This window comes from Virgibacillus dokdonensis, assembly GCF_900166595.1.
In the GTDB taxonomy this organism is placed as follows: Bacteria; Bacillota; Bacilli; order Bacillales; family Amphibacillaceae; genus Virgibacillus; species Virgibacillus dokdonensis.
The window spans coordinates 13,012-30,779 of sequence record NZ_LT745762.1 but is presented as its reverse complement, the minus strand read 5'-3'; the positions used below and the strand labels follow the sequence as shown (position 1 = coordinate 30,779).

Below are 17,768 nucleotides of genomic sequence, written 5' to 3'. Positions count from 1 at the left end.
AAGAAGAGAGAAAACCTCCACTCATTGAAGATTCACTTTATATTGTTTACTAATCTAAAACCTCACGACGAAAACTCATCTTACCGCGGCATCAGTCGTTTTTCAATCCACCCCAAGCCCAAGTCAGCAACGACCGCCATGAGTGCTGTCGGAATGGCCCCAGCTAAAATAATGGCTGTTCCATCGGATACGTTCGTGCCTCGGATGATGATTGCTCCTAAACCGCCACCTCCAATAAAAGCACCAATCGTAGCGATACTAATGCTAATTACGAGTGCTGTTCGAAGCCCAGCCATGATGACGGAAAGAGCTAAGGGGAATTCAACCATTCGTAATAATTGCAACTTTGTCATCCCCATTCCTCTCCCTGATTCGATTAATGCTTGATCAACATTGCGGATGCCTGTATATGTGTTACGAACAATTGGAAGTAGGGAATATAAAAATAATGCAGCGACAACGGTGTTTGGGCCTAACCCTAATACCAACATTAACACTGCTAGCATTGCTAATGCTGGAATGGTTTGAATAACATTTGTAAATGAAAATATCCACTTACTTAAATGGGCTTTTCTGGCGATGAAAATGCCTACAGGAATAGCGACAATAGCTGCAAATAACACTCCATAAGCAGACATGAGAAAATGTCGATAAAATTCTTCCCATACATAAGCATAATTTTGTGCATAATAGTTCCATAACTCCACTAACGTTTCCAAAAAATCACCTACTTTCCTTCCTTATTCATGTTCAAAGTAATGATGCTCTTCTAAAAATTCTTTTGCGACAACATAAGGTTCTTTCATTTTTACATCTGCCTCATAGTTCATATGACGCATTGTTTCTTCATCAATTTTTCCAGCTAAAGATTCCAAGATATCACGTACTTCAGGGTACTTTTCCAATATATCGTTTCTTGCTACAGGTGAAGCGTCGTAAGGTGGGAAGAAATCTTTATCATCTTCTAAGTTGACAAGATTAAATTCTTCAATTCGCCCGTCTGTTGTATAGGCAAGAACGACATCCATATTGCCACTATCAACCGCTTGATAGACTAGTCCAATTTGCATCGGATATGCTTTGCCAAATTCAAACCCATACGTATCAATAAACCCTTGGTAACCGTCCCCTTCACGGTTTAACCAAGAATTATCCACTCCAAGACGTAAATCGGCAGCATACGGTTCCACATCGGAAACTTTTTCTAAACTTTTTTCTTTAGCTAGTTCACTTGTAACGGTAAATGCATACGAGTTTTCAAAACCATAAGGATCGAACCAAGTTTGGTCAAAACGTTCCTTAAACTCCCTTTGTACTACTTTCAAAGCTTTATCTGGATCAGTAATCAGTTCCATTTGTAAAGCGCCAGGTAAGTCAGTACCTGTATACCTCGTTCCTGTTATATCGACTTCTCCTTGTTCAAGTGCTTGGTGCTGGACAATGGATGATCCCATATTTCCAATGATCTCTGCATGATAATCGGTTTTATGTTCAATTAATTGTTTAATAATGTATCCAACAGTCATCGATTCAGACGTGTTTAAGGTGCCAATTTTTAATGTATCTTTGGAAGAGCCGCTTAGACCTGGTAACGAGCAACCACTTAGTAGTAGTAAAGTGATTGTCAAGATGATGAGTATCTTTCTAACATGCAACAATGTACGTAACCTCCTTTCTATGCAGCTTCCGATGGATTTCTAAGTCCTGTAGGGGTTAGACGTGCTTCTAGTCGACCTAATACATAATCAATTATTAAAGCGAGCAAGGTCGTCGGAATCGCTCCTGCCAAAATGAATTCGGTTTTAAATAAATTCAGACCATCAAAAATAAAGTCACCTAAACCTCCTGCACCAATATAAGAGGCGAGCGTTGCCCAACCGATTAAGTAGACGGTAGATACGCGAATGCCTGCCATGATTACAGGGACTGCTAGTGGTAATTCCACCATGCGTATTCGTTCCCAGCTTGTCATGCCCATTCCTCGGCCGGCTTCAATAATATTGTCACTTACGCTATAAACACCTGTGTACGTATTACGAAGAATAGGGAGGAGAGAGTAGAAAAATAAGGCAACGATAGCAGGCACTTTTCCTATTCCTAAAAGTGGGATGAAGAAGGCTAATATCGCTAAAGTAGGGAATGTTTGAATAATACCTACCAGGGACATGATTTTGTCCGCTACTTTAGGAATACGTGTTAATGCCACTCCTAGTGGAACAGCAACGAAGATTCCTAAAGATATCGAGATGAGAGAAATATATAGATGTTCCCACGTTTTAAATAACAATTGATTTCCGTATTCCGCAAAAAATGTTTGCAATGTCTCCACGTTATCACTTCCTTTGTAAATGGGAGAATGGATTTATACGATAGCTAAGCAGATCGGCGGCATTTCATCGCCATAGAGATTTGGCAAAAAACAAGTTGTTCTAACTTTGCCTGTTTTAAGAATAGAGAACGACATTTTGTCCACTACATGAGCTCTTTACACAGAAATGCTTTCACTGTTTCCCCAGATAGAATCATAGACAATATTTGCTAAGCTGGCTCGCGTTACAATCCCGATTAGCTTGTTTTCCCTATCTACCACAGGTACATAGCGGAAACCATTACGTAAAATTTTGTGAACTGTATCACGTAAAAGCGCATGCTGTTCTACCTTATAGATGGAAGTTTCCATGATATCTTTCACATTTCCTTGTTTTTTTCTGTTTTGTTCAATCATTTCGATGTCAATCATCCCTTGCAGTACACGTTTTTCATCGATGACGAGCAAGGAGTCAACTTTATGATCTTTCATTAGTCGGATAGCTTCAGAAATGGTTTGCTCTTCATTAATGGAAATTGGGTTTTCGTTCATAATTTGTTGTACGGTCTGTAATGTTGGTCTAGATTCAATGAGGCGGTGTTTTCCAATGAATTCTTCGACGAACGCATTCGCCGGCTGACTAAGAATTTCTTCTGGTGATCCTACCTGAACAATTTTTCCTTGGCGCATAATGACGATACGATCTGCTAGTTTAATGGCTTCATCCATATCATGCGTAACAAATACGATTGTTTTTCCTAAGGATTGTTGCAGCTTTTTAAATTCTTCTTGTAAACTATCACGAGTGATTGGATCGAGTGCTCCAAAAGGTTCGTCCATTAAAATAAGTGGTGGGTCAGCGGCGAGAGCACGTTGGACACCGATTCGTTGCTGTTGACCACCACTTAGTTCATTCGGATATTTATCTAAGTAAGCTTTATCCATATTTACGAGCTGTAGTAATTCTTCTGCACGTGCACGACGCTTATCCTCCGGCCAGTGAAGTAATTTTGGGACAAGTGAAATGTTTTCTGCGATCGTCATATGAGGAAATAAGCCAATTTGTTGTATCACATAGCCGATCGAACGTCTTAGTTCGACAACGTCTTTGTCTTTAATATTTTCTTGTTCAATAAAAATGTTACCTTCTGTCGTTTCAATTAAGCGATTAATCATCTTCATGGTGGTTGTTTTTCCGCAGCCGCTTGGGCCGATAAAAACAACAAACTCTCCACTACCTATTTCTAAGTTAATGTCATCGACTGCTTTTGTTCCGTCTTCAAATATTTTTGATACATGTTCTAATCGAAGCAAAACAAAGCACCCCCTTTATTTTTGTCAAAATAATTTGCTAAGCTCATCGTCGCTACTTGAACTTATTATAAAATAAGGAATATTAAAAAGAAAACAGCATATATCCTTATATATATTATAACATATATAAAAAATATATTTTATTCATTTTATATAAGCTTATTCTTAGAAATGCTTCATTTTTCTAATATTAACTACTCATTTGCCTTTTTGTTTTTAAAATAAACTGTGGTATATTTACTGTTATATACAAATTGTTCAAGGAGAAAAATGGTATGGAAAACTTGGAAAATCAAATTGAAAAGTTAGAGAATCAAGTTGTTGAAAAGATAGCAGATAATGTGTATACATTTGGAGTTTCCAAGACAGTTGGACGTGTATTTGGTATTATTTCGTTAAATAGGGATCCGATGACGCTTGAGCAATTGTCTGAAGCTATGGGAATGAGTAAAATGCGGATGAGCCAGGTTGTTCGAGAAATGATTGAATTAAACCTCGCAGAAAAAGTGTTTATGAAAGGTGTTCGCAAGGATTTAGTAAAAGTAGAAAACGATTATTATCAAACGTTTATTGCTTTGTTTACAGCAAATTGGCGGAAAACTATTAGTAAAAGTAGATTGCATGAACATAGCTTATATAAAAAATTGTTGCATTTGCGTGAGGAAGGTGTGCTTAACGCAGAATTAGAAGCACAATTGGATAATTTATTAGTAGAAATTAAAGGTTCGCTCGATTACTTGGATTGGATAAGTCGTCTTATTGAATTTTTTGAGTCTGGTGAGATTTTTAAGCATGTGCCAAAAGCCGAGGATAAATGAGCCTGTTGCTTAAACGTTTTCGAAAAACGATGGCATAGCTTAAAATGTATGAATGATAGACATGAAATACATAGGTGTTATGTAGAATATGTAGTGTTACGAAAAACAGGTCTGTTCTAATATACGAATAGGTCTGTTTTTTTATTGCGCTATAGGAAAGTATAGATGTTAGTGGCTTGTGTATAACAACGTGGTGGGGGCTTAATCTACAAAAGCGAAAACTAAATCTAGGAGAAATGTAAAAAAAGAAAAACCCTCTTAATGAGTTAATCGCATGTTAGCACACACAATATCAAATCTCTACTTTTTTGCAAAAAAAATAGCTTGTTTGTCTTTGAATTTTTCACCTTTTAACTAACAAATGCTACAGCGAAAGCAGTGGTTTGGAAAATCTACCACAGGAGAAAATAATATCGTACATTACCTTTTCCAACTTCCCAAACACTTCGTCAAATGAATAAGATTCTCCATTTGCAATTTCTTTTCGTGCGATATCCAATTCTTTTTTGTCTTCATCGCTCACAGTTTCTTCGCCGATTATTTTTTCAAATATATCTGTAGCTTTTGGTAATTTATCTTCTGGAAGGTCATCAATTAATTTGTGTAACATTTCGCGATTACGGTCAAAGGTGCGACTCATTGTTATCACCTCATTTACACATTCTTTTGTTATTCCAAAATAGGTTTTGAAAGCTATGCAAGAGGTTTTACTTGAAGTCACAGAAAAAATTGTTTTGTTTGTTTTAGGAAAATTGCGAGCGAATCAACGTGCAATTCATAGGCGCAAATCAACGTCGGCATACCCCTGTTTTAGGGGTATGATTTCTAAAATCTTTCGTTGATTCGTTCCCGTCACTACGTTGCTAAACGGGCGCCCTGAGACTATGTTCCACTATAGGAAAGTATAAAATTTTAAGGATTATAGTATAAGAAAAACAAAGGCTGTCACCATTAGACTTGGCGACAGCCAAGTTTTTCTAAAAAACTGTCTTTGCATAGCGTTTTAATATGACAATGTATGTTAAAAGACGAAGGGGAAATAATAAGGTGGTTGTTTTTTTACCTTAGGGTAGCATCTGTTGTTTTGAGGTTTATAGTTTAAGCAAAGTTTCTGTAACCATTCATACTTGACTCGTCTTTTCCCCTACCTGTCATGCTGTTTCCTAGCATGGCGGAAAATGTTTATTTGCTGGTAAAAACCGTTTTCAATTATAGTTAAGCTATAGCAAGCAAGAAAAATACTTCACAAACAGGAGGTCACTATGAACAGCTCAAAACTTCAGTCCACTTTAATGAAATGGCTGATGCCGATTGCGAATAAAGTGGAGCAACAGAAGCATTTACAAGCAATAAAAGACGGAATGATTGCAATTGTTCCAATTATCATCATAGGTTCGTTTTTTATATTGCCGATTGCATTTATGAACGTATTCCAAAGCGGCCCTATTCATGAGTTTTTTGCTAACCATATTGATAAATTAACGTATCCAGATAAGTTTACAAATGGTTTGTTATCCGTTTATGCAGCATTCTTTATTGCTGATTCCTTGGCTAAGAAATATGGGATGCATTCCGCACAATATGGGATTACAGCTGTAATTACACATGTGATTCTGAGCGGTGTTGTTACGGAAAATGGACTTGATATGACTTATTTAGGAGCACAAGGGTTATTCGTTAGTATTATATCTGCTATTTTAAGCGTTGAAGTGACTCGCTTTATGATTAAGAAAAAAATGGTTGTTCGATTGCCAGACAGCGTACCACAAATGGTAGGAGATAGCTTTAGTAATTTATTCCCAATGATTGTTAATATTCTACTTGGTTCTATCATAGCTATTTTATCAACGAGTTTAGGAGAGGTTGCCTTTCCGCAAGTAATTATGAATGTGCTAGCACCAGCAATCAGTTCCATGGATAGCTTGCCATCCTTATTAATTGTTATATTTCTAACGCAATTTCTTTGGTTTTTTGGTTTACACGGTCCAGCCATTACTTCTGCTGTATGGGCGCCATTTGCGATCACATACCAAGCGGAAAATATTGCCAACTACGCAGCAGGTGCTGATGTAACCCATATCTTTACATTTGGGTTATACTATAACATATTACAAGTGTCCGGTTCTGGACTTACATTAGGGCTCGTATTACTTATGATGCGTTCAAGAGCGAAAAACTTAAATGCGATCGGTAAAGTGTCCATTATTCCTTCGTTATTTGGAATTAACGAGCCACTTATCTTTGGCGCTCCAATCATACTAAATCCATTTATGTTTATTCCTTTTGTCTTTGGTCCACTTATTGTTACGACATTAACTTATTTTGGTATGACATCTGGTCTAATGGGTATGCCAATTGCCAACCCACCAGGGTTTTTACCGCCTGGGGTAGGAGCCTTCCTCATGACATTGGATTGGCGAGCAGTTGTATTTGTTTTCCTTAGTTTAATTTTAATGACGCTTATCTATTTGCCATTCTTTAAAGCAATGGAAGCAAACGAAATAAAAAAAGAGAGCGAAAAAACAGTTTAAGTGTCGCTTTATAAATGCGTGTTCATTAGGAAACCTTAGTAAAATAAAGATAATAAGCAGGTGATATCGATGTTTACGGAACGACAAAAGGAAATCATTGAGTTAATTTTAAAAAATCCAAATGGTATTTTTGGCGCGAAATTAGCTGATAAATTAAATGTATCCACAAGAACCGTAAGAAACGATATTGCCTCCATCAATAAAACGCTAATTCATGAATCGTTGCGCATTTTGTCTTCGAATAAAAAAGGCTATTATCTTTTGCCTGCAAATATACAGACTTTAACAGCTTTTATGAATCCTACCACCAACATACAGCGTCAAGGATTTCAAAATCAGGAACAACGTTTATATGTTATTTTAGGGAAGGTGCTGTTTTTAAAAGACCAGGATTGCTTTCAATTAGCGGATGAGCTCTACGTGTCCGAACAAACGATTTTTAAGGACTTAAGCAAAATAAGACAACTTTTGGAAACAAAGTATAAAATACAGCCAATGGAAATCCAGCATAATCAAATTTATTTTTCTGTCACAGAGGAAGAAATTAGGTATTTATTGTTTAAAATCTTAAAGGGGCTTATTTTATCGGACAAGCCCGATTATTTAACAGATGTCAACCTGTTAGTAAATGGTCACTTTGATCAAAAAGAGTTTGATTTATTAACGATAAAAATGAAAAATTATTTAGCCTCCCAGAAGCTCATTATAGATGATAAATCGTTTGAAATGATGGTTGGCGCTATTTATCTTACGGTGTTAAGGAATCGATTTGGATTTACAATAAAGTCTGATGTACAGTCCTATTTTAATGGAAATGTCAGTTCTTTATTACAGGAATTGGTGAAATCAGGCATAGATATAAAGGAAAAAGATAAAACGAGTCTCAATCGGTTTTTTTGGTCGCTTAAAATTCCAACAAGCTCGAGTTCGTTAGAAGAAAATATTAGTATAACAGCACTAACCATTTTAAATGAATTTCGTAGAGAAGTATTGGATAAATATAGTATCGATTTAAAAGAAAGCGTAGAAACGATGGAAAATCTGAAAGTGCATATGGAATATATGCTCCGCCGTTTAGATACGAATTATGAATTATCCAATCCAATCATTAATGATATAAAAAAACGTTATCCATTTTCGTATGAAGTAGCAATGTTAATTGTTCATATTGTATATCGTTATCAAGAGAAGTATTTAGCAGATGATGAAATCTCTTATATTGCGATTTATATTGAAATATTTTTACGAAAAAATAATAACCGTTTGAAGACGATTGTTATTAGTGATACGAGTATGGGGATTAATGATATTATTCAAAATTGGCTCACTAGCAACTTCAGGAATCATTTGGAGGTAGTTGCATGCTTGCCATTGATCGCATTAGACAGCTATGTGGAAAGTCATCAAGTGGATTTAATTATTACGACGAATATTTTAAATCTTAATCAAGCTATCCCTTGCCATGTTATTGAGCGAATTCCTGAGCGCAGTGATTATTATTCACTTACAAATAAAATACACAAAATCAAAAATAGTAATCGATATGAAAAGCTGATATTACGCATGTTCAGCGAAGAATTTGTTGATATCTATGAGGAAGAACAGTGGACGTTTGACGAGCTAATTAAAAATATGGCGCAGAAATTAAAAAGACATCACCGCATTCAAGATTTAGAAGGGTATGTAAAGGATGTTATCCAACGTGAGGAAAATTATCCAACAACGATTGGGAAGCATTTTATGATCCCACACCCATTGTCTTCATTTGCCAATAAAACAACCGTTCATGTAGCGGTGCTGAAAAAGCCTCTCTTGCATAAAGGAGAAAAAATTAAAATGGTGTTTTTGCTAGCCATTGAAAATAAAATGGATGATGATGTAAGCACGTTGTTTCACTTTATGCAGCAATTAGCTTTAGATCAGGACTCTATCGCCAGTTTATTAGATGCAGATGGAAAAGAAGCATTTTTAGAGAAAATTATCGCCTTATCGACATCGTTTTTTAACAAACATTATATAGAGTAACGTTTTGTATTTATTTTGTAGTAGATTATAGTAGAGGATAAAGGAATATTTTTCCATAAACTCTAAGTTTTTCTAAAAGGAGAGAACGAAATGAACATATTATTGGTATGTAATGCTGGAATGTCCAGCTCGATTTTAGTAGATAAAATGAAAAAGGCTGCAGCTGCACAAAATTTGGATGTAGTTGTAGAAGCAAGATCAAATAATGCCATTAACGAAGAAAAAGGAAAATGGGATATTTGTTTAGTAGGCCCACAAATTATCTATGCGGTTGACTCTATTAAAGCAACTTTGGGCATTCCGGTTGCTGCTGTAGAACCACGGACTTATGCCATGGCAAATGGTGAAGAGGCATTGAAACAAGCTTTCAAAATGCATGAGGAAGGGAAAGCATGATATGTCCAAAGTAGAGCGGTTATCAGAAATGGCAATGAAAATTATTACCTGTGCAGGGCTTGCTAAATCGAATTATTTAATGGCTTTAGAAGATGCGAAAAAAGGTAATGTAGAAGAAGCGCAAAAAAAATTACAAGAAGGTTCCGATGTATTTGCTGAGGCGCATCATGTGCATGCCTCTGCATTATCTGATGAAATGAAAGAATTGGAGCCACAAGTAACGTTACTACTCGTGCATGCTGAAGATCAGCTTATGAATGCAGAAACGATAAAAATATTAGTGCAAGAATTAATGGAAATTTATCAGGCAAAATAAGCTAAAACCCTATTAAACTGATAAGATAAATAGATTATATAATGAAGGAGATAAATAGACATGAGTGCAACCTATAATGTATGGGCAGAAACGAAAACAAGAAATAATTTACAGGTGGATGAAGTTGTTTCATCTTTACAAAAATCCATCCGCAGAGCGATGGTAGAGGAAGCTTGTGCATATGCTTATGAATTATATATTAGCTCCCCGCAATTACTCGATAGAATGTGGAGAAGATTATTAACCATTTCTGTAGAAGATATTGGTTTTGGTAACTTGGATGCTGCTATTCACGTGCAAAACTTAAATGAAATGCGTAAAAATTTCCCATACAGTGATGGCGATCAGCCGATGTACTTTATTCATGCCATCCGTATTTTATGCGAAAGCACGAAAGATAGATCGAGTGACTTTTTAAAAAATATTATTATTAAAGGTTTTGCAATGGGACAAAAGCCAGAAATTATGGACGTAGCATTGGATAAGCATACAAAACGAGGAAAAGAAATGGGACGCGGTTCAAAACATTTCTTTGAAGAAGGAACCAAGGTTATCCCACAAATGAAAGTAGACAATGATTATCGTGAGCGTTACGGTAAAATTCTTGAAACATATGATCCAAAAAATGCTGTGCCAAATGCATTTGTTTATAGCCAAGACCAATTTTAATCAAAAAGGCTGCATCTCTAAGCAGAGGTTCAGCCTTTTTTCTGTACGATAACAAAGGATAAAGTTAGCGGCTTCTGTATAATGACATAACCGAATAAGCCATGTCTGGCTCCAGCGTCCAGCAACTAGGTGATTTCACGAATCGCCCTAAGCTAAGTCCATTGGTTCGTGAATAAGAGGAGAGCGACTAAAAACGGGCTTGCCGAAGGGCGTCGGCATCCCCCTGTTTTAGTGGCATGATTCCTAAAACTTTCGTTGATTCGTTCCAATCGCTATGTTGCTAACCGGTCGCTTCCGCTTTTGTAAACACCATGCAGAAACAAATTAATGATCGTTTGTAAATCCTCCCAGCTTAAGCACATGATAATTCATAATATAGCCAAACATACTGTAGAATAGTAGGTCAACCACTGCTTAGCTATGCACCTCTAACCAAATATCCTTTCCTTCAACCAGCGTCCTGTTGGAGTATCCGCAAGTCCACCTTCTCCTGTTTCTCGTAAAGCAGAAGGCATTGTTTTTCCAATTCGATACATAGCTCCAATCACTTCATCACAAGGTATTCTGCTTGTAACGCCAGCTAATGCCATGTCTGCAGATACAATGGCAAGTGCGGAGCCACCAGCATTTCGTTTTACACAAGGAACTTCTACAAGGCCTGCTACGGGATCACAAACGAGTCCGAGCATGTTTTTTAATGTCATGGCAAATGCTTCTGCGGATTGCTGTGGGGTTCCACCAGCCATTTCCACAATAGCAGCCGAAGCCATAGCGCCAGCTGACCCTACTTCTGCTTGGCACCCTCCTGCAGCCCCTGAAATAAATGCATTATTTGCTACGACAAAGCCAAATGCGCCAGCGGTAAATAAATAGCGAATCATTTGCTCACGTGTTGGATGTAATTGATTTTTTACCGCAAATAATGTCCCTGGAACACATCCGGCGCTCCCTGCAGTTGGGGTTGCGCAAATCGTTCCCATTGCCGCATTTACTTCATTTGTTCCCATTGCCTTACTCACTCCATCTAAAAGGAGGTGACCGGATAAAGGTGTTTTCTCTTGCATATAATTTTGAATTAGGACGGCGTCTCCTCCTGTTAAGCCAGTAACGGATTTCACGCCTTGTAAACTTTCTTCAATGGCTTTTTCCATTACATCGAGATTTTTTTCCATATCTCCTATTACTTCTTCACGTGATTTTTCTTTTACATCCATTTCTTGTTGGATCATGACTTCTGATAGTAATATATTCTCTTTTTCGGCGATTTCCACAAGTTCGGCTACTGTTCGAAACATAGACAAACTCCTTTCTGCTTGACAGGGGTATAATGAACAAGCATTATATTGTTCCTGTTTTTTTGTAATATTGAATCATAAATCAACTAATAATTGTACAAACAGTTGTAATATGTGGTGCTTGGCGTAACTCATCCAAAATCGTATCTTTTATATTTTGATCCACTTCAATAACCATTAAGGCAGCATCGCCAACATCTTTTCGATTTACTTCCATGTGACCAATGTTTATTTCATATTTGGCTAGGATAGTTGTTACGGAAGCGATCGCGCCAAAACGGTCATTGTGCATAATTAAAAGTGCAGGATGGTTGCCAGATAAACGTAGCTTAAAACCATTTAATTCCGTAATTTCGACTTTGCCACCACCAATGGATATGCCGACTAACTCGACTTGGTTTTGATCATTACCAACGATTAATCGGGCTGTATTAGGGTGGTCTACAGCTGCTGTATCTTCAATAAAATCAATGGAAAAATTGCGTTCTTTTGCCATTTCTAACGATTGATTCATACGTGGGTCATCTGTTTCAAAGCCAAGCAAACCTCCCACTAAAGCGAAATCTGTGCCATGACCTTTATGCGTTTTAGCAAATGATTCATACAAATGAATTTTGGCCCAGGTCGGTTCAGCTCCTAATAAATTTCTAGCTGCTTTACCAATTCTCGCTGCACCAGCAGTATGGGAACTGGAAGGTCCGATCATAACAGGACCAATAATATCGAAAACAGAATTGTATTTCATACGTGGTCACCACCTTAAAAAATTGTTTGAAGTACTTCTATTAGGAAACTTTATGGATTTTACTTGCACGGTAGAAAAAAACAAAACGAAAGCTTTCAGAGTCTATAAGCTAAGTTTTTAGAATGATAAGAAGTATAAAGTGAGGTGCTAGTGGATAATGACATAACAGAACAGCCATGTCCGACTCCATTTCCCAACAACTAGGCGACTTCACGAAATCGTTTACGATAAGTCATCATCGGTTCGTCCCTAATAGGAACGCCGACTAAAAACGGGCTTGCCGGAGGGCGTCGACATCCCCCTGTTTTAGTTGGCATGATTCCTTTATCTCAGTTGATTAATTCTATTCGCTACGCTGCTAAACGGGCGCCTGCACCTTTGTTTATGGCTTATGGCCTAGTGCTTCATAAAAGGGCTATTTTATTCGTGTCAAGTATCTTAGTAACGAACATGATTCATGTGAAGGATTCTTTATCCCTACTTAAAAATTATAGTAAGGAGCTTTCTCTGTAATTAACATAGTAACTTTTAAACCTGGCTTCCAATCGTACCACGGAAGCCAACCTTTAGACAATCTCATCTATTCCATTTGTTTTCTGGATATGATCGCTGTGCATATCTGCATTTTAGTAACCCAGTATTTCAATTATTGTTATTTTCGTTAAGCGATACGATTCGCAGATAACGGTAAACACTTGATTCAGACATTCCCATTATTTTAGCAACGTCCATTACAGTACCTTTAATATCAAATACACCATGTTCCTTTAATTTGGAAATAACGAGTTTTTTTTGTTCAGGTGATAATTGGGCACCCGATTCTAATATATCTTTGTCTACTTGTGTATAAATAATGTTGTGAATATTTTCGGTCAGTTTTTCAACGGATTGTTCCTGTTCTGTTTGTTTGTCTATATACGCTATATCCCAGCTTAGGTTAGCTAAATTTAATAAATTCTTTGCGACTTTCCGATAAGCATCCGCATCAAAGTTTATACATAAAAGACCTTGTAATTGACCTTTATGGTCTTTTATAAACATGGTTGACGAACGAAATTTTTTACCTTTCGGCCCTTCTCCAACATAATTTACAATAAAATCTTTCTTTAAATATACTTTTTCCTCAATTAACTTTTTTGCATAGTTCGTTAAGGGGCTATTTAATGACCTTCCACTTAATTCACCATGGATGATGTGACCAATGTGAGAACCTCCATCAGGATCTAAAACATGTAATACGAATTCATAATTAGATCCACAAATTTCACCAAAATAATTCATTATATTTTTATAGTGTCGAAAAAGTTGATCATCCAAATCGGTACTCCTCCTTTTTATAACTCCTTCTTTTGAATAGATTGGTTATGAATTTTTAAGATAAATTTAAGCGAATTGTTTACCATCATAAATGTATCACAACTACTGATGATAAAAAGAGTTCAAAAAGGGTTGTTCGTTCTTTTTATAAATGCATTTTTCATTTATCCCATTCATCTTTATTCAATATTTTAATGTTATCACAATCGGCTAAAACATCTTTCTAAACTATTCAAAAAAATATGCCAGGCCAAACAAGTTTTTGTAATGCTGGATAAGATGGAACTGGTTAGATTTCAACTGCTATGGAAGAGGAAAATAATCATTCTTTTATTTAAAAAAGTAGCTATTATACGATCAATAAATAGGAATACCTTTCCAAAGAGAAGAAAAGATGTTGAATGGAACGCTTTTTTTATACAGATAATTATAACAGATTTTAAAGACAATCCAATATAATAATAATAAATTTTTATTAGTATAAGGTATTGTACTATTCTTCTTAGAAACATATGAAATCTTGTTCTTGGATCTTTCCAAAATAATATTAGGAGGTGAACTTAAAAATAGAAATAACAAACTAAAAAAGGTATTCTTATCGATAATTTGACGTATTTTGAAAGCGGTTTTGTTTTATATCGTTCTTTCTAACCGTAATAAAGAAATCTAATTACTAAAATTTATTATTTGTCTGCTTTTATTGTTGCCTTTACAAATCATTTCTAGTCGAACAAGTGATATAACTCCAGTTCAGTAAGTAATTTGAAATATTTGGTACCCCGTTCACTTTGACCACATTAGAAGCACTTTCATGTAAAATTTAGCCGAATTTAAATACGTTTTTATTTTTAATAAATGTTATTTCAAGATTATTCTAGTAAATTAATTAAATTCAAGGGAGGATTAGCCATGAGCGTAGTAACAATGAGAGAAAAAAAGAATGTCAGTTACAAAAGTTGTTTTGATGTGATTGGTCCAGTTATGATCGGACCTTCAAGTTCACATACGGCAGGCGCTTTAGCAATGGGATTGATTGCAAATAAATTATTTAAAGATCTTCCAAAAAAAGTGGTAGTAGAATATTATGAATCATTTGCAGAAACGCATAAAGGACACGGAACAGATTTAGCCATAATTTCTGGTATATTGGGTTTTGAGGCTGATGATAGTAGGGTACTAGATGCTATTAAAATAGCAGAATCTAAAGGTATTGATATTACCTTTTTAGAAAAATCAGGGGATAGTCCTGCTGGGCATCCCAATACTGCTGATATTTACCTCGAGGACGATAGCCGATATATTCGAACAATGGGGATTTCAGTCGGTGGTGGATTAATTAAAGTGAAACATATTGAAATCGATGGATTTAGCTTACACCCTCAAGGTTCATTACCGATAATGATAGCAATTTCGGGACGGAATAATCTGGAACTTGAAATACACAGAATATTCAAAAAACACGACGTGGACATTAATAACTCCACCAGTTTGGAGAAAGATGGAAAATACTTATACCAATTCGATTTGGATTCACAATTAAGTAGTGATGCTCGGAAAGAATTAGAAAAACTTAGTGAGATAGCTAATATCATTATACTTTAATTATACTAGGGGTGAAACAGGTATGTATATGTCCATTAAAGAAATAGTAGATGCTGCAAATGAAAGACAAGTACCCATTTATACATTAGCAATAGAGCAGGAAATGGAAGTAATGAGATCTACTTTTGATGATACTTGGGGAAAGATGGAAAAAAACTTAAAAACGATGGAAAATGCTGTGAATAAAAGCATTGAAGACGATGGCGTGTTTTCGCTGACAGGGTTAACTGGAGGAGAAGCGGTAAAAATAAAAAAATATCGCGAGGACAGGAAAACGCTTTCCGGTGATATAATGATGAACGGTGTCCAGAATGCTATAGGTACAAATGAAGTGAATGCGGCTATGGGGGTTATTTGCGCTACGCCAACAGCTGGGGCAAGTGGAACCACACCGGGTGTGCTATTTACTATTAAAGAAACATTACAGCTAAGTCGTGAAGAACAAATTCATTTTCTGTTTACTTCATCTTTATTTGGCATGATTGTAGCAAATAATGCGTGCATTGCAGGAGCTTTAGGAGGGTGTCAAGCTGAAGTAGGTAGTGCCTCCGCAATGGCGGCTGCAGCGGCAGTAGAAGCTGCAGGAGGAACACCAGAGCAATCAGCGCATGCCTTCTCAACCGCTCTACAAAATTTACTTGGTTTAGTTTGTGATCCAGTCGGAGGTTTGGTAGAGATTCCTTGTGTAAAAAGGAATGCCGTTGGAACGGCTAATGCATTAGTGGCAGCAGATTTAGCATTAGCTGGTGTAGAGAATCTAATAAATGCTGATGAAGCAGTTGAAGCAATGTATAAAGTAGGTAGACAGATGCCTCGGGAATTAAGGGAAACTGGCTTAGGTGGAATTGCAGACACACCGACAGGAATTGCTATTAGAAATAAAATTCTTGGAAAAGAACAATAATATTTAACCATATTAAAATAAAACATATTTTTTCTAACACATTGTGAAATTGTAAACAATATTTAAAATCTATACCTCACAAGGAGGAAATTAAAATGAGTCAAACTGTGGCTAAAGTACATGAAGTTGAAAAAACTACAGAAGATGTTAAACAATATAAAGACCCTAATAAATGGCATATGCAAGATACCACTTGGGCAATGAGTCTTTTTGGGACAGCAATTGGGGCGGGTGTACTCTTTTTACCAATTAATGCTGGGGCAGGGGGGTTATTATCTTTACTTTTAATTATGATACTTGCATTCCCTGTCATGTACTTTTCACATCGGGCGATGGCTAAAATGATCTACTCTTCCGAATCTGCTGAAGAGGGAATTACAGCTACAGTAAGGGAGTATTTCGGAAAAAGGGCCAGTACAGTTTTTGATATCATCTACTTCTTTTCGATTTATGCAATATTACTTATGTATGCAGTCTCATTAACCAATACTGCAGGCAGTTTCATGGAGAATCAATTGAACATGCAAGCGCCACCTAGAATTATACTATCACTTGTTTTGGTTCTCGGGCTAATATTTATCGTAAATTTTGGTCATGATGTTACAGTAAAAGTAATGAGTTGGATTGTATATCCATTTATAGCAACTTTGGTGTTTCTATCTCTATATTTGATTCCGCAATGGGATTTATCAAATTTAAGTTTAGCTGGTAATTTTGCATCTGTAAATGGAGGGGTAGGTTTTACAGATATTTTAGGAATGGCTTGGTTTATCCTACCAATCATCGTATTTTCGTTTAACCATTCTCCTATGATATCTACTTTTGTTATTAAACAACGGGAAAGCTATGGAATAGAAAATGTAGACCGCAAATGTGCCCAAATTCAAAAGGTATGTTATATCATGACAATTTCAGTTGTATTTTTCTTTGTAATCAGTACTGTCTTAAGTGTGACTTCTGGTGAACTTGCACTTGCTAAAGAACAAAACTTACCAATTCTTTCTTATCTTGCTAATAAGTATAGTATGCCACTATTCGCATATGCAGCTCCTGTTATTGCTTTTATTGCCATTACAAAATCTTTCCTTGGCCATTATGTTGGTGCATATGAAGGATTGGAAGACATTATTGTGCAAGCTGCTAAATCCCGCGGAAAAAATATAAATAGCAAAACAGTGAAGAACATCATCATTGGATTTATGATCGTGACATGTTGGGTAGTTGCTTATGCAAACCCAAGTATTCTTGATCTCATCGATATGATTAATGCACCACTAATTGCGCTAATCTTATTCTTATTACCAATGTATGCAATCTATAAAGTGCCTGCACTAGCTAAATATAGAAAAAATTATATTAGCAACGCATTTGTCATTATTGTGGGCCTACTAGTAGTTCTATCAAGTATTAAAGCATTCTTCTAAATCTATTAGACTTTTTTATTAGATAGTCGGGAGGGACAGGTTATCTGTCCCAAATGGTTTGAAAAAAGTAAGCCCAAACTTCTTGACCTTATTCTGAATTGAAT

Annotated in this window: 17 protein-coding genes; 9 read left to right on the top strand and 8 right to left on the bottom strand. The window is 36.2% G+C overall.

Annotation, left to right across the window (positions count from 1 at the left end; genetic code table 11):
- Positions 1-80 precede the first annotated feature (80 nt).
- The 4 genes from B2C77_RS00590 to B2C77_RS00575 all read right to left on the bottom strand — a co-directional run bounded on the left by B2C77_RS00590 (position 81) and on the right by B2C77_RS00575 (position 3,622).
- Entirely contained in the window at positions 81-719 is a 639-nt protein-coding gene (locus tag B2C77_RS00590; RefSeq protein WP_077701850.1) for an ABC transporter permease, read from the bottom strand.
- Between the two features lie 21 nt (positions 720-740).
- Positions 741-1,658, bottom strand: coding sequence for an osmoprotectant ABC transporter substrate-binding protein (locus tag B2C77_RS00585; RefSeq protein ID WP_206193303.1), 918 nt, complete (start codon positions 1,656-1,658; stop codon positions 741-743).
- A gap of 17 nt (positions 1,659-1,675) precedes the next feature.
- On the bottom strand, positions 1,676-2,329 hold the full coding sequence (locus B2C77_RS00580; RefSeq protein WP_077701849.1) for an ABC transporter permease: 654 nt from the start codon (positions 2,327-2,329) through the stop codon (positions 1,676-1,678).
- A 156-nt stretch (positions 2,330-2,485) separates the two neighbouring features.
- Positions 2,486-3,622, bottom strand: coding sequence for a betaine/proline/choline family ABC transporter ATP-binding protein (locus B2C77_RS00575; RefSeq protein WP_077701848.1), 1,137 nt, complete (start codon positions 3,620-3,622; stop codon positions 2,486-2,488).
- Between the two features lie 275 nt (positions 3,623-3,897).
- Here B2C77_RS00575 and B2C77_RS00570 point away from each other — a divergent pair, with 275 nt between their 5' ends.
- A complete protein-coding gene (locus B2C77_RS00570; RefSeq protein WP_077701847.1) occupies positions 3,898-4,440 on the top strand; it encodes a GbsR/MarR family transcriptional regulator in 543 nt (180 codons plus the stop codon).
- A 364-nt stretch (positions 4,441-4,804) separates the two neighbouring features.
- Here the strand turns inward: B2C77_RS00570 and B2C77_RS00565 are convergent, their stop codons facing one another.
- Complete coding sequence (locus B2C77_RS00565; protein WP_077701846.1) at positions 4,805-5,080, bottom strand: hypothetical protein; 276 nt, start codon at positions 5,078-5,080, stop codon at positions 4,805-4,807.
- Between the two features lie 622 nt (positions 5,081-5,702).
- On the opposite strand from B2C77_RS00565, the gene B2C77_RS00560 reads away from it, so the two are divergent.
- The 5 genes from B2C77_RS00560 to B2C77_RS00540 all read left to right on the top strand — a co-directional run bounded on the left by B2C77_RS00560 (position 5,703) and on the right by B2C77_RS00540 (position 10,377).
- Complete coding sequence (locus B2C77_RS00560; protein ID WP_206193304.1) at positions 5,703-6,971, top strand: PTS sugar transporter subunit IIC; 1,269 nt, start codon at positions 5,703-5,705, stop codon at positions 6,969-6,971.
- Between the two features lie 69 nt (positions 6,972-7,040).
- Complete coding sequence (locus B2C77_RS00555) at positions 7,041-8,996, top strand: BglG family transcription antiterminator (protein ID WP_077701845.1); 1,956 nt, start codon at positions 7,041-7,043, stop codon at positions 8,994-8,996.
- A gap of 90 nt (positions 8,997-9,086) precedes the next feature.
- Positions 9,087-9,392, top strand: a complete 306-nt coding sequence (locus B2C77_RS00550) for a PTS sugar transporter subunit IIB (protein WP_077701844.1) — start codon at positions 9,087-9,089, stop codon at positions 9,390-9,392.
- 1 nt (position 9,393) lies between these two features.
- On the top strand, positions 9,394-9,708 hold the full coding sequence (locus tag B2C77_RS00545) for a PTS sugar transporter subunit IIA (RefSeq protein WP_077701843.1): 315 nt from the start codon (positions 9,394-9,396) through the stop codon (positions 9,706-9,708).
- A 60-nt stretch (positions 9,709-9,768) separates the two neighbouring features.
- A complete protein-coding gene (locus tag B2C77_RS00540; RefSeq protein WP_077701842.1) occupies positions 9,769-10,377 on the top strand; it encodes a hypothetical protein in 609 nt (202 codons plus the stop codon).
- Positions 10,378-10,805: 428 nt separating this feature from the next.
- Here B2C77_RS00540 and sdaAA (B2C77_RS00535) read toward each other — a convergent pair whose 3' ends face one another.
- From sdaAA (B2C77_RS00535) to B2C77_RS00525, 3 genes are all read right to left on the bottom strand, one after another.
- Positions 10,806-11,672 carry an L-serine ammonia-lyase, iron-sulfur-dependent, subunit alpha gene (gene sdaAA / locus B2C77_RS00535; protein ID WP_077701841.1) on the bottom strand — a complete coding sequence of 289 codons (867 nt, stop codon included), beginning with the start codon at positions 11,670-11,672 and terminating at the stop codon, positions 10,806-10,808.
- Between the two features lie 82 nt (positions 11,673-11,754).
- The gene (gene sdaAB, locus B2C77_RS00530) at positions 11,755-12,417 is read right to left on the bottom strand and encodes an L-serine ammonia-lyase, iron-sulfur-dependent subunit beta (RefSeq protein ID WP_077701840.1); all 663 of its coding nucleotides are present in this window, start codon (positions 12,415-12,417) and stop codon (positions 11,755-11,757) included.
- 642 nt (positions 12,418-13,059) lie between these two features.
- Positions 13,060-13,734, bottom strand: coding sequence for a helix-turn-helix transcriptional regulator (locus B2C77_RS00525; RefSeq protein ID WP_077701839.1), 675 nt, complete (start codon positions 13,732-13,734; stop codon positions 13,060-13,062).
- Positions 13,735-14,643: 909 nt separating this feature from the next.
- Here B2C77_RS00525 and B2C77_RS00515 point away from each other — a divergent pair.
- From B2C77_RS00515 to B2C77_RS00505, 3 genes are all read left to right on the top strand, one after another.
- On the top strand, positions 14,644-15,336 hold the full coding sequence (locus B2C77_RS00515) for a serine dehydratase beta chain (RefSeq protein WP_077701837.1): 693 nt from the start codon (positions 14,644-14,646) through the stop codon (positions 15,334-15,336).
- Between the two features lie 22 nt (positions 15,337-15,358).
- Positions 15,359-16,240 carry an L-serine ammonia-lyase, iron-sulfur-dependent, subunit alpha gene (sdaAA, locus tag B2C77_RS00510; RefSeq protein WP_077701836.1) on the top strand — a complete coding sequence of 294 codons (882 nt, stop codon included), beginning with the start codon at positions 15,359-15,361 and terminating at the stop codon, positions 16,238-16,240.
- 95 nt (positions 16,241-16,335) lie between these two features.
- A complete protein-coding gene (locus tag B2C77_RS00505) occupies positions 16,336-17,664 on the top strand; it encodes an aromatic amino acid transport family protein (RefSeq protein WP_077701835.1) in 1,329 nt (442 codons plus the stop codon).
- Positions 17,665-17,768: the final 104 nt, after the last annotated feature.